General features: G+C 72.6%; 10 protein-coding genes. 7 read left to right on the top strand and 3 right to left on the bottom strand.

Features of this window, described 5'->3' with window-relative positions; translation table 11 throughout:
* Positions 1–7 precede the first annotated feature (7 nt).
* From ACFYOV_RS15735 to ACFYOV_RS15705, 7 genes are all read left to right on the top strand, one after another.
* Positions 8–1057: a glutamate ABC transporter substrate-binding protein gene (locus ACFYOV_RS15735; RefSeq protein WP_389087750.1), complete on the top strand. Its 1050-nt coding sequence runs from the start codon at positions 8–10 to the stop codon at positions 1055–1057.
* 146 nt (positions 1058–1203) lie between these two features.
* A complete protein-coding gene (locus ACFYOV_RS15730) occupies positions 1204–2538 on the top strand; it encodes a hypothetical protein (protein ID WP_389087748.1) in 1335 nt (444 codons plus the stop codon).
* A gap of 22 nt (positions 2539–2560) precedes the next feature.
* Positions 2561–5254 carry a tetratricopeptide repeat protein gene (locus ACFYOV_RS15725; RefSeq protein WP_389087746.1) on the top strand — a complete coding sequence of 898 codons (2694 nt, stop codon included), beginning with the start codon at positions 2561–2563 and terminating at the stop codon, positions 5252–5254.
* A gap of 3 nt (positions 5255–5257) precedes the next feature.
* On the top strand, positions 5258–6772 hold the full coding sequence (locus tag ACFYOV_RS15720) for a PP2C family serine/threonine-protein phosphatase (RefSeq protein ID WP_389087744.1): 1515 nt from the start codon (positions 5258–5260) through the stop codon (positions 6770–6772).
* A 156-nt stretch (positions 6773–6928) separates the two neighbouring features.
* The gene (locus ACFYOV_RS15715) at positions 6929–8275 is read left to right on the top strand and encodes a VWA domain-containing protein (RefSeq protein WP_389087741.1); all 1347 of its coding nucleotides are present in this window, start codon (positions 6929–6931) and stop codon (positions 8273–8275) included.
* Positions 8276–8356: 81 nt separating this feature from the next.
* Positions 8357–9535, top strand: coding sequence for an FHA domain-containing protein (locus ACFYOV_RS15710; RefSeq protein ID WP_389087738.1), 1179 nt, complete (start codon positions 8357–8359; stop codon positions 9533–9535).
* Between the two features lie 308 nt (positions 9536–9843).
* A complete protein-coding gene (locus ACFYOV_RS15705) occupies positions 9844–10257 on the top strand; it encodes a globin (RefSeq protein WP_389087736.1) in 414 nt (137 codons plus the stop codon).
* 283 nt (positions 10258–10540) lie between these two features.
* Here the strand turns inward: ACFYOV_RS15705 and ACFYOV_RS15700 are convergent, their stop codons facing one another.
* The 3 genes from ACFYOV_RS15700 to ettA are packed head-to-tail and all read right to left on the bottom strand — an operon-like array spanning position 10541 to position 13312.
* Complete coding sequence (locus tag ACFYOV_RS15700) at positions 10541–11206, bottom strand: hypothetical protein (protein WP_389087734.1); 666 nt, start codon at positions 11204–11206, stop codon at positions 10541–10543.
* Positions 11203–11643 (bottom strand): acyl-CoA thioesterase, encoded by a 441-nt coding sequence (locus tag ACFYOV_RS15695; RefSeq protein WP_389087732.1) that lies wholly within the window; start codon positions 11641–11643, stop codon positions 11203–11205. The genes ACFYOV_RS15700 and ACFYOV_RS15695 overlap by 4 nt, the downstream gene beginning before the upstream one ends.
* A 4-nt stretch (positions 11644–11647) precedes the next feature.
* Positions 11648–13312, bottom strand: a complete 1665-nt coding sequence (gene ettA, locus ACFYOV_RS15690) for an energy-dependent translational throttle protein EttA (protein ID WP_389087729.1) — start codon at positions 13310–13312, stop codon at positions 11648–11650.
* Between the last annotated feature and the right edge of the window lie 111 nt (positions 13313–13423).

Here is a 13423-nt window from a genome sequence, read left to right as displayed (position 1 = left end):
CGTGGGGATGTTCGCGCGACGCGTGCGGGCCGGTCTGAGGGGCTGGGGCGGAGTGGGCGCGATGGCGGCCGCCTGCGCCGTGGCCCTGCTCTTCGCACTGCTGCTGCCGTGCACCGGCTCCCCGGGGGGCGCCGCCGGGGCCGCGGACACCGTCGGGCACGGCGTGACCGGGGCCGCGCAGGCGAGGGCGGAGGAGGACTGCACCGAGCCGGAGAAGCAGACGCTGTCCCCGTCCGGCGCGGACGGCCCCACGATCGAGGCGATCAAGAACCGCCGGGGCGAGAAGCGCAAGCTGGTCGTGGGCGTGGACCAGAACAGCTACCGCTGGGGCTACCGGAACCCGAACAGCGGTGACAGCGGGGAGCTGGAGGGCTTCGACATCGACCTGGTGCACCGCATAGCCGAGGACATACTCGGCGACCCGGACGCAGTGCAGTTCAAGGCGATCCCGACGGACCAGCGCATCCCGGCGATCCAGGACGGCCGGGTCGACATGGTGGTCCGCACCATGACGATCAACTGCACCCGCCTCGCCGACGTGGCGTTCTCCGCCCCGTACTTCAAGACGGGCCAGCAGGTCCTGGCGCCCAGGTCGTCCTCGATCAAGGGCTACGACGGGACGCTCGCGGAGCAGGAGATCTGCACGGCGGCGGGTTCGACGGCGTACGCGAAGCTGGAGGAGGACCGGAAGGCGGGCAGGCTGCCGGCGTCCGCCGACATCCGCACCACCGTTCCCAACCAGCTGGACTGCCTGGTGCGGCTGCAACTCGGCGAGGTGGACGCCGTGGTCACCGACGGCGCGCTCGCGGCGAGCCAGGCGGCACAGGATCCGACGGTCCAGCTCAAGGGCGACGCCTTCACGACCGAGTACTACGGCGTGGCGATGAAGAAGGACGCGGACGATCTGGTACGCCGGGTCAACCGGATTCTCGTGGACTTCCGCCAGGACGACACCAACGGCTGGCAGGCGTCGTACGAGAGGTGGTTGTCGGCGACGCTGGGCGGGGATTCATCGAAGTCGGAGCCCCCTGCTCCGGAATACCTGCGCGAGAACTGACGCAGCACCCGGCCGGGAAGCACGACGAACGACGGACGACCAACGACGAACGGCCAAGGACGGACGACTCCAGACCCCCACCACAACCACCACAACCACCACAACTCCACCCGCAGAAGACAATGACCCGCAGCGAGAGGTGATCGATGGGCGACACGGACCCCACCGGGCCGGTGATGGACCGGGACGAGGTGGACCGTGCGCTGGCGCGGCTCGGCGCAGAGCACGAGGCGATCGAGACCTCGCTCCTCGCCCTCCAGGACCACGCGGGCAGAAGGCTTCTGGAGGGCGCCGGGCTGACCGGCCTCACCGAGGAACGCTGGGCGGCGACCGAGGCGTCGATCACGCTGCTGTGGTCGCACTTCGACGCCTACAGCGGCGCGCTGCGCACCGCCCGCGAGATCCGGGCCCGCCGCCGCTGGTCCAGCCGTGAGGACCTGGTGGAGCTGACGGAACTGCTGCGCGGCGAGTGCGTCACCGTCGCCGGCGTCGGCGGCCGGCTCAGCGAGCGCTACTCCCTGGCCACCCTTGTCGACCGCATGAACGAACTGTACGCGTCCTCGCTGGACATGGTCGTCGCCGCCGACGCGGTGTGGTCGGCGCTGCCCGCCCGCATCGATTTACTGGCCGCCGAGCTCCAACGCACCCGCAGGCTCGCGCACTCCGTCGGCGTACGGCCCGGCGAGCATCCGGCGGGCGACGACCTGGAACGGATCACGCGCACCCTGACCAGGCTGCGCGAGCAGGTGGTGTCGGACCCGCTGGCGTTCTGGAAGCCGGCGGAGGGCAGTTCGGCGCCGGGCGGGGGCAAGCCGGACACCACGGTGTACGACCGGGAGGCCCGCGCGCTGGAGGACGTGCGCCGGGAGATCGACGCGGTATTGACGGTCCGTCAGGACGCGGAGAAGCGCATCGTCAGGCTGCGGGACGTACTGTCGCGCGCCGACCGCACCCTGGCGGAGGCCCGCACCGCCCGCGGCGAGGTGCTGGCGAAGATCGCGGCGACCGAGGTGCCCGTGGTCAGCGGACCGCCGACCGTGCTCCAGGAGCAGCTGGCGACGGCCGCGGAGTACCGCAGGCACGCCCAGTGGCACCGGCTGTCCCCGCTGCTGGAGTCGTTGGAGCAGAAGGCGGAGGACGAACTGCTGCGCGCCCGGGAGTCGTTGACCGCGGTCACCGCTCCACTGGCGGTGCGCGCGGAACTGCGCGGCCGGCTCGACGCGTACAAGGCGAAGGTCGCCCGGCACGGCCTCGCGGAGGACCCGGTGCTGGTCGAGCGGTACGAGAAGGCGCGCCGCATGCTGTGGAGCGCGCCCTGCGATCTTCGCGCCGCCGAGCAGGCCGTGCTGCGCTATCAGCAGGCGGCGGCCGACGTGCTCGGCACCGCCCCGCGGGTGCCGGGCCGAGGCGGACCGGCCCAAGGCCCCCACGGCGTGCCCGGTCGGGGCGTGCCCGAGGACCGAAGGGGGCCCGGCGCATGAGCGACAAGGGGGAGGCGACGTCATGAGCCAGCCGGACATCCGGAACCAGGGGCCGACGCAGGGACAGGAGCAGGAGCAGGGCTCCGCACCGCAGCGCCCCCCGGGCACCTGCCAACGGCCCGGCTGCGGCGGGACCTACGAGGACGTCGGCGGCGGCGAGCTGTACTGCGACACCTGCGGCCTCGCGCCCGTCGTGTCGGCGACCGGCATGGTCCCCTCGTCCCCGACCGGCATCACCGGCGGCGGCAAGGGCTCGTCGGGCAGCGGCAGCCGCAGCTCCCGTTCCGGCAGCCGCAGTACCCGCACGTCGTCGCAGTCGTCGAAGTCCCGTCGCTCGGTGTCGGGGCGGCTCTCGCGCTCGCTGTCGGGCCGCAGCACGGGCCGCTCGGTGTCGGTGCGCAGCTCCGGCTCGGCCGCCGGCTCCTCCACCCGGGGCCGGCTGGGCGCGGGGCTGGTCCAGGTGCCCCCGATCCCGCGGCCGGACCCGCGCCGGATGGTGCTGGACAACCCCGAGGTGCCCGAGAGGAAGCGATTCTGCTCGCGCTCGGACTGCGGGGCGCCGGTCGGCCGGGCCCGCGGCGGCCGGGCGGGGCGCACGGAGGGCTTCTGCACCAAGTGCGGTCACCCGTACTCGTTCGTCCCCAAGCTGAGGTCCGGGGACGTGGTGCACGGCCAGTACGAGGTGGTCGGCTGCCTGGCGCACGGCGGCCTGGGCTGGATCTACCTCGCGGTGGACCGCGCGGTCTCCGACCGCTGGGTGGTGCTGAAGGGCCTGCTGGACACGGGCGACCAGGACGCGATGGCGGCGGCGATCTCCGAGCGGCGCTTCCTCGCGGAGATCGAGCACGCCAACATCGTGCGGATCTACAACTTCGTGGAGCACCTCGACCAGCGCACGGGCTCCCTCGACGGCTACATCGTCATGGAGTACGTCGGCGGCAAGTCGCTCAAGGAGATCGCCAACGGCCGCCGCACGCCGGAGGGCAGACGCGATCCGCTGCCGGTCGAGCAGGCGTGCGCGTACGGCATCGAGGCGCTGGAGGCGTTGGGCCATCTGCACAGCCGCAACCTGCTGTACTGCGACTTCAAGGTCGACAACGCGATCCAGACCGAGGACCAGCTCAAGCTGATCGACATGGGCGCGGTGCGCAGGACGGACGACGACGAGTCGGCCATCTACGGCACCGTCGGCTACCAGGCACCGGAAGTCGCCGAGGCGGGTCCCTCGGTGGCTTCCGACCTGTACACCGTCGCCCGGACGCTTGCCGTCCTCACGTTCGACTTCCAGGGCTACACCAACGTCTTCGTGGACTCGCTGCCCGACCCGGACCACATCGAGGTCTTCCGGCAGTACGAGTCGTTCTACCGGCTGCTGGTCCGGGCCACCGATCCGGACCCGGCCCGCCGGTTCGCCTCCGCGCAGGAGATGTCCGAGCAGCTCACGGGCGTGCTGCGGGAGGTCGTGTCACTCCAGACGGGCCGCGCCCGCCCGGCCCTGTCCACGCTGTTCGGGCCGGAACCGCGGGTGACCGACACGGAGTTGTTCCCGAAGGAGCACGGCGAGGTCTCCCTCCTGGGCGCCCGTGTGCCCCAGCCGCGCGGTCGGCGCCGCACGCCCGTCCGTGCCGGTCAACCCGCTCCGGCGGGCGCGTTCCCGTCGAACGGCCCCGCGCTCCCCGCGTCGTCCCTCCCCGCGCCGTCCTCCGGTCCGGCGCTCCCCGCGCCGTCCCCCGGCCCGGCACGGCCCGCGTCCGCCGGCCGGCCCGCCGCCGGGCTGGTCAGGCCCGTCGACCGTCCCGCCGCCGCGCTGGCGCTGCCGGTGCCACGGGTCGATCCCTCCGACCCCAACGCCGGTTTCCTCGCGGGCCTGGTGGCCTCGGCCCCCGGCGAGCTGATCAACGCCCTGGCCGCGGCGCCGGCCCCGTCGACGGAGACCCGGCTGCGCGAGATCCGCGCCCGGCTGGAGACCGGCGAGGCGGGAGCCGCGCTGGAGACGCTGCGCACGCTGGAGGAGCAGGACCCGGACGACTGGCGGGTGGTCTGGTACCGGGGCGTGGCCGCCCTCGTCACCGGCGACCACGAGGCCGCCGCGCTGTCCTTCGACGCGATCTACGACGCCTTCCCCGGCGAGATCGCGCCCAAGCTGGCGCTGGGGCTGTGCGCGGAGGTGCTGGGCCAGCTGGACAACGCCGCCGAGTACTACCGCCTGGTGTGGTCGACCGACCCGAGCCACGTGAGCGCCGCGTTCGGCCTGGCCCGCGTGCGGCTCGCGACCGGGGACCGGCAAGGGGCCGTACGCACCCTGGAGTCGGTGCCGGAGTCGTCCATCCACTACACGGCCGCACGTGTGGCCGCCGTGCGCGCCCGCCTGCGGGGACGCACCGCCGCCGGTGACGTACCGTTCCTGGACGACCTGACCGCAGCCGCCGGGCAGGTCGAGGCCCTGGAGGCGTTCGGTCTGGATCCGGCGCGGCGCGAGCAGTTGTCGGCCGAGGTCCTCGGTTGTGCGCTGGACTGGGTACTCTCCGGGGGCCGGGGTTCCGTCGATCCCGCCGCCGGGGGACGGATGCTGCTCGGCAGCGGTCTGGACGAGCGGGGCCTGCGCTTCGGCCTGGAGCGTTCGTACCGCACGCTGGCCCGGCTGGCTCGCAGCGGCGAGGAGAGGATCGACCTGGTGGAACGTGCCAACCGTTACCGCCCCCGGACGTGGGTGTAGTTGATGTCGCAGATGCCTCAGCAGGCCGCTCTGTCCAAGTGCCCGAGCTGCGCGGAACCCCTGGAGTCGGGTGACCGCTTCTGCGGGGCGTGCGGATACGACCTGTCCGCGGTCCCCGCACGGCCGCAGGACCATCCGACGATCGCCCTGAACGGCTCGGTGCCCGCCCCGGGCGGCGCCGACCGGGACCACCCGCGTCCCCCCGCGGCGCCGCCCGCCGCACCGGCCTGGCCCGCGCCCACTGCGGCCGGCGCCGCCCCCGCGCACCGGCCGGACCACTCCGGGGGCACGAACCCGGCCTCCCCCGCGTCCGGCGAGCCCGCGGCGCAGCCCCCCGTCACGCCCGGGCTCCCGGCCCAGGGCACGCCGGTGCCTCCGCCCCCGCCGGCGGCACCGCCGGTGCCGGCGTCCGGCGTGCGCTTCGACCGTCCCGAGCCGCCGGCCGTACCGGCGGACACTCCCCCGGCGCCGCGGCAGGCCCCGCAGCCCGAGGCCGTCCACCCCACCGAGCAGTCCGGCGGCGTCCACCCGCCCGCGCAGCCCGACGAGTACCCCCTCCAGGCGCCGGATCCGCGCGTGGCCGCCGAGCCCGCGCAGGCCACCGGCGCGGTGTGCGTGGCGTGCCGGGCGGGCCGGGTGGACGACGACGGCTACTGTGAGAACTGCGGCCACGCCCAGCCACGCGAACGGGACCACATGGAACAGGAATGCGGCCCCGTGGCCGCGGTCAGCGACCGTGGCCTGCGCCACCACCGCAACGAGGACGCCTTCGCCGTGGCCACGACCACGCTGCCGGACGGCTCCCCCGTGTCCGTGGCGATCGTCTGCGACGGCGTCTCCTCGGCGACCCGCCCGGACGACGCCTCGCTGGCCGCCTCCCGCGCGGCGAGCGAGTCGCTGCTCGCGGCACTGCCGCGCGGCACGCACCCACAGCAGGCGATGCACGACGCGATCGTGGCCGCCGCCGACGCGGTCAACGCGCTGGCCGACGAGCCCGCCACCGCCCGCGAGCAGGCCCCGCACCAGAACGCCCCGGCCTGCACCATCGTCGGCACCGTGGTGACCAACGGCCTGCTGGTCGTCGGCTGGGTCGGCGACAGCCGCGCCTACTGGGTGCCGGTGGACCGCTCCGCACCGGCCGCCCGGCTCACCGAGGACGACTCCTGGGCCGCGCAGATGGTCGCCGCGGGCCTGATGGGCGAGGCGGAGGCGTACGCCGACCAGCGCGCCCACGCCATCACCGGCTGGCTCGGCGCCGACGCCTACGAACTGGAGCCGCACACCGCGTCGTTCAAGCCGGACCGGCCCGGACTGGTCGTGGTCTGCACCGACGGCCTGTGGAACTACGCCGAATCGGCGGACGAGATGGCCGAGGCGGTGCCCACCGACGCCGTCGCGCGCCCGCTGCACGGCGCCCGGGTGCTGGTCGGCCACGCTCTCGACGGCGGCGGCCACGACAACGTAACAGTGGCCCTCGTCCCGTTCCCGGCCACCCCGCAGGGGGCAGGATCGGCCTGAGGATCCGCGGCGGCGTCCGGACGGGACCGGGCGCCGCGCGGGACGCCTCGCACGGGGACACCTCGCACGAGGACACCTCAACGGACCGGAGGGGACCGGTCCGCCATCCGTCGTCGCCCCGCGCCGTCGGGGCACCTGAGGGGGATCGAAGCAGGCATGGCCAAATTCTCGAAGTCCAACGTGCCTCAGTTCTCGGTGGACGTGTACCAGAACGAGTACCTGCCCCAGGGCGGCCGGGAGGTCAACGCGGTCGTCACGGTGACCGCGACCGGCGGCGGCACCATCGGCAGCGCGGTGGCTGCACCCCACGTCTACGCACCCGGGCGGGGCCCCTCGGCGGCCGTCGTCCTGATGGTCGACTGCTCCGGGTCGATGGACTACCCGCCGACCAAGATGCGCAACGCCCGCGACGCCACGGCCGCCGCCATCGACGCCCTGCGCGACGGCGTGCACTTCGCGGTGGTCGGCGGCACGCACGTGGCCAAGGAGGTCTACCCGGGCGCGGGGCGCCTCGCGGTGGCCGACACCACCACCCGGGAGCAGGCCAAGCTGGCGCTGCGCAAGCTGAGCGCGGGCGGGGGCACGGCCATCGGCACCTGGCTGCGGCTGGCCGACCGGCTGCTGTCGTCACAGGACGTGGCGATCCGGCACGGCATCCTGCTCACCGACGGGCGCAACGAGCACGAGGCCCCCGAGGAGCTGAAGGCGGCGCTGGACGCGTGCGCCGGGCGGTTCACCTGTGACGCGCGCGGAGTGGGCACCGACTGGGAAGTGAAAGAAGTCACAGGGATCGCCTCGGCGCTGCTCGGTACCGCCGACATCGTCGCCGACCCGGCCGGTCTGGCCGCCGACTTCACGCGGATGATGGAAACGGCGATGGGCAAGGAGGTCGCGGACGTCTCCCTGCGGCTGTGGACTCCGGTCGGCACGACTGTGAAGTTCTTCAAGCAGGTCGCGCCGACGGTCGAGGAACTGACCGACCGCCGCACCGAGGCGGGGCCGCGCGCCGGCGACTACCCCCTGGGTTCCTGGGGGGACGAGTCCCGTGACTACCACCTGTGCGTGGAGGTTCCGCCCGCGGGTCTCGGCCAGGAGATGCTGGCGGCCCGGCTGTCGCTGGTGATTCCGCAGCCCGACGGCAGTGTGGAGAACCTCGGCGCGCAGGGTCTGGTGCGGGCCGTGTGGACCGACGACATGGCCGCCTCCACGTCGATCAACCCCCAGGTCGCCCACTACACCGGGCAGGCCGAACTGGCCCAAGTCATCCAGCAGGGGCTCGATCTGCGCAAAGCGGGCGATTTCGATGGAGCAACGGCCAAACTGGGCCGCGCCGTTCAGCTCGCGAGTGCGTCCGGCAACGCGGATACTGCCAAACTGCTGTCGAAGGTGGTGGACGTCGTGGACGCCGCGACCGGTACTGTGCGATTGAAGGCGAAGGTCGAGGAGGCCGACGAGATGACACTCGAGACTCGGTCCACCAAGACCGTTCGTGTAAAGAAGTGACTGAAAGCAACCGAGCCTGACCCCTTGGGGTTGGAGAAACCGGCCGGAAACGGCCGGACAAGGAGAGGGGGAAGCGCCGACATGCCGACCTGCCCGAACGGACACCAGTCGGGTTCCGACGACTGGTGCGAGGTCTGCGGTCACCGCATGACGGGTGCCGTGCCTCCACCTCCCCCTCCGCCGCCGCCCGGCGGTGGCTACGGTTTCCCGCCTCCCGGCGGCCCGGGCGGCCCCGGCGGTTTCGGCGGCCAGCCGGAGCTGTGCCCGCAGTGCCGTACGCCGCGCGAGGGCGGCGCGCCGTTCTGCGAGGAGTGCCGGTGGAACTTCCTGACGAACACGGCGACCTCCTACACCCCACCCGCCCCGCGCCCGCCGGCGCCCGGCCCGGGCGCGCGCTTCCAGCAGCCGCCCGGCCCGTCGTACGGCGGCGGTGACTCCTACGAGTACCAGGGCTCGCGGCCCTCGCAGATGAACCGGCCGGCCGAGCCGATCCCGCCGGGCCCGCACGGCTTCGGCGGCGACCCGTCGCGCCCGACCCCGCCGCCGCCCGGTCCCGGCGGCCACGGCGGTCCAGGTGGCCACGGCGGTCCCGGCGGGGGCCCGCAGGGCTACCAGCCCGGTCCGGCGGCCCCGCCCGGGTTCCCGCAGGAGACCGGCCGGGGCCCGCAGGGCGGCCCGTCCTTCGGCGGTGACGACGACTGGCTGCTCTCCCCGCCGTCCGGTGGTCCCGGTGGTCCCGGCGGTGCCGGTGGTCCCGGTCAGCACGGCGGGTACGGCTATCCGCAGCCGGGCGCGACCCAGGCGCCTCCCGGCCCCGGAGGTTTCCCCCAGCAGCCGCACGAGCCGCAGGGCCCGACGAGCTGGATCGTCACGATCGGTCCGGACCGCGAGTACTTCATGGCGATGATGCAGCGTTCCGGCCCCGAGGCCGCGGGCTTGAACCTGCCCGCGTACTCGCCCGAGCAGCAGCGCACGCTCACCGGTAACCAGATCACCATCGGCCGGCGCCGGCACTCCACCGGTGACACCCCGGACATCGACCTGTCGACGCCGCCGGAGGACCCGGGCGTCTCGCACCAGCACGCGGTGCTGGTCCAGCAGCCGGACGGCAGCTGGGCGGTCGTCGACCAGAACTCGACGAACGGCACGACGGTCAACGGCTCGGACGAACCGATCCAGCCCTTCGTCCCGGTCCCGCTCCAGGACGGCGACCGGGTCCACGTGGGCGCCTGGACGACGATCACCGTCCGCCGGGCCTGAGCGCCCGCGGCGTACCACGAGCACGCAGGGGCGGCAGCCGGATCTCCGGCTGCCGCCCCTCGGGCGTCCGCCCCTCGACGGTCCGCCCCATGGCCTCCCGCCCCATGGCCGTCCGCCCCATGGCCTCCCGCCCCATGGCCGTCCGCCTCGTGGCCGTACGTCCCGCCCGGGTCCTCTGCCGGGCCCTCGGATCCCCTCCCGGGCCCGGCCGGTCCTCCTCCCACCCCCGCCGGACCTCCCGCCGCGGTCCGGGGCCGGGTTCCGGGCCGGACCTGGGGCTTGAGTCCTATCCCGCCCGGTCTGAGACCATGGACGGCGTGACAGAGATTCGGCGCGGCACGCTTCAGGAGCAGACCTTCTACGAGCAGGTCGGCGGTGAGGAGACCTTCCGCCGGCTGGTCCACCGTTTCTACCAGGGGGTGGCCGAGGACCCGCTGCTGCGGCCCATGTACCCCGAGGAGGACCTGGGCCCGGCCGAGGAGCGACTGCGGCTCTTCCTCATCCAGTACTGGGGCGGTCCCACGACCTACAGCGAGAACCGCGGCCACCCGCGCCTGCGGATGCGGCACGTCCCGTTCACGGTGGACCGTGCAGCGCACGACGCCTGGCTGCGGCACATGCGGGACGCCGTGGACGAACTCGGCCTGTCCGAGGAGCACGAGCAGACGCTGTGGAAGTACCTGACGTACGCGGCGGCGTCGATGATCAACGCCCCGGAGTGATCGGCTGAGCACACCCTGGACGTAAGGATTCCGGTCCCCGATCGCCGGAATCCGATCAGGCGGGGACAGCGCGGGGGCTCGGGTGGAGGTCACCGGCGGGCCGGCGAGGTCCGGCCCGACGCAGGCACGCGCGCACCCCGCACGGCTGCACCACCACATCACCCACGAGCGGTTCCCCACGCCATCGCACATCGCCGTCCGCCAGAAGACGACAGTGAACGAACGGGACCGAGCGCTCAGCGAACGAACGGGACTGAGCACTCAGCGTGCGCGACGGAAAGGCTCAGCGCACGCTGAGCCCGAGCGCCCCGAGCCCCGCCCGCCGCACGGCGACGGAACCGTAGGGCGTGCGCAGCCGGAGCCAGGGACCCGAGGAGAACAGCGCGGGCTCTCCGCCCCGCAGGAACCCGAGTGACTGGGCGGCGTGCACCGCCCGTACCGGGAGGCCGGTCTCCCCGACCGTGCGGGTCCAGATCTCCCGCCCGATGCGGTCCAGCTCGCTCCTGCCGCGCCGCTCGGGCGCCAGCTCCTCGGTGCGCGTCCGGAACTCCGCGACGGCGGCGAGGACCAGTCCCCGCAGCACGTCGGACGCCGGCAGCCCCGGCTCGGGACGCCAGCCGCCGCGCGGCGGCAGCACGCCGGCCCACGGCGGCCCGGTGATCACGCCCGGCACGCGGGCGGTGGCACCCGCCTCGTCCACCGACTCCAGCAGTTCCCCCGCGGAGACGGTCACGTCGAGGGTGACGTCGAGCCCGTTCTCGTACGGTTTGGCGAGCCGCACCGCGCGGATCGCCAGCACCTCGAAGGAGGGCGGCCTGCCGAACACGGCCAGCGCGGTGCCGGACGCCTGGAGGCGCACCGCGGCGGCACGGTCGTAGTGGAGCAGCCGGGAGAGGAAGGCCGCGAGATCGGCGGCCTCCCCCTCGTCGGCCAGATGGAGCACCGTCATGCGGCGACGGCCCCCTCCTCCGCGTCGGCATCGGCGTCCGCGCCGACGGCGTCGTCCGTGTACTCCCGGAGGAACTCGCGCTCCTCCGCGGTGATGCGGCGCGGACGCTGGGCCTCGAAGTCGAACGGCACGATCACGGTCGACGCCCGGACGTAGACCTGGTCGCCGTCCTTCACCTCGTAGGCGATGGTGAAGGACGCCGCCCTGATCTCGGTGACCCACAGCTCGATGTCGACCGGGTGATGCCGGTGGACGAGCTGCCGCTTGTAGTCGATCTCGTGGCGCGCCACCACCGACCCCTGCTGGAAGTCCTTGTCCGGGCGGAACAGGAAGTCGATACGGGCCTCCTCCAGGTAGCGGAGGAAGACCACGTTGTTGACGTGGCCGTACGCGTCCATGTCCGCCCAGCGCAGCGGGCAGCGGTAGATGTGCCGCAAGAGATCAGCCCCGGGTCAGCTTCTTGTAGGTGGCGCGGTGCGGACGCGCCGCGTCCGGGCCGAGCCGCTCGATCTTGTTCTTCTCGTACGACTCGAAGTTGCCCTCGAACCAGAACCACTTGGAGTCGCCCTCGTAGGCGAGGATGTGCGTCGCCACACGGTCCAGGAACCACCGGTCGTGGGAGACGACCACGGCGCAGCCCGGGAACTCGAGCAGCGCGTTCTCGAGGCTGCTGAGGGTCTCGACGTCGAGGTCGTTGGTCGGCTCGTCGAGGAGCAGCAGGTTGCCGCCCTGCTTGAGGGTGAGCGCGAGGTTCAGGCGGTTGCGCTCACCGCCGGAGAGCACACCGGCCGGCTTCTGCTGGTCCGGTCCCTTGAACCCGAAGGCGGAGACGTAGGCCCGCGAGGGCATCTCGACCTGTCCGACGTTGATGTAGTCCAGCTCGTCGGAGACGACGGCCCACAGCGTCTTCTTGGGGTCGATGTTCTCGCGGCTCTGGTCGACGTAGGAGATCTTGACGGTCTCGCCGACCTTGATCGTGCCGGAGTCGGGCTTCTCCAGACCCTGGATCATCTTGAACAGGGTGGTCTTGCCGGCGCCGTTGGGGCCGATGACGCCGACGATCCCGTTCCGCGGAAGCGTGAACGACAGATCGTCGATGAGGACCTTCTCGCCGAACGCCTTGCTGAGGTTGTTCACCTCGACGACGACGTTGCCCAGGCGCGGGCCCGGCGGGATCTGGATCTCCTCGAAGTCCAGCTTCCGCATCTTCTCGGCCTCGGCGGCCATCTCCTCGTAGCGGGCGAGACGCGCCTTGGACTTGGCCTGACGCCCCTTGGCGTTGGACCGCACCCACTCGAGCTCTTCCTTGAGCCGCTTCTGCCGCTTGGCGTCCTTCTGGCCCTCGACCTTGAGACGGGTGGCCTTGGTCTCCAGGTACGTGGAGTAGTTGCCCTCGTACGGGTAGGCGCGACCGCGGTCGAGCTCGAGGATCCACTCGGCGACGTTGTCGAGGAAGTAGCGGTCGTGGGTGATGGCCACGACGGTCCCCTCGTACTTGGCGAGGTGCTGCTCCAGCCAGTTCACCGACTCGGCGTCGAGGTGGTTCGTGGGCTCGTCGAGCAGCAGCAGGTCGGGCTGCTCGAGCAGCAGCTTGCACAGCGCGACGCGGCGGCGCTCACCACCGGAGAGGTTGGTGACGGGCCAGTCGCCGGGCGGGCAGCCCAGGGCGTCCATGGCCTGCTCGAGCTGGGCGTCGAGGTCCCAGGCGTTGGCGTGGTCGAGCTCCTCCTGCAGCTTGCCCATCTCGTCGAGCAGCGCGTCGGAGTAGTCGGTCGCCATGAGCTCGGCGATCTCGTTGAACCGGTCGAGCTTGCCCTTGATCTCGGCGACACCCTCCTGGACGTTCTCCAGGACGGTCTTCTCCTCGTTCAGCGGGGGCTCCTGGAGCAGGATGCCGACGCTGTACCCGGGAGACAGGAACGCGTCACCGTTGGACGGCTGCTCCAGCCCCGCCATGATCTTCAGAACGGTCGACTTACCGGCGCCGTTCGGGCCGACGACGCCGATCTTCGCCCCCGGCAGGAAGTTCAGGGTGACGTCGTCGAGGATCACCTTGTCGCCGTGCGCTTTGCGCGCCTTGCGCATGGTGTAAATGAACTCAGCCAAGAGAAACCGTCCGGCAGCTTGAAATCTGGCAGTGGGCAGATACACCCCATCTTGCCGTACCGCCACCCCTGGGTGGAAACGCGTCTGGGTGGGGGGCTGTGACCTCGGGGT

It is taken from the genome of Streptomyces sp. NPDC005931, from assembly GCF_042871235.1.
In the GTDB taxonomy this organism is placed as follows: domain Bacteria; phylum Actinomycetota; class Actinomycetes; order Streptomycetales; family Streptomycetaceae; genus Streptomyces.
This window is presented reverse-complemented; position numbering and strand designations above follow the sequence as displayed.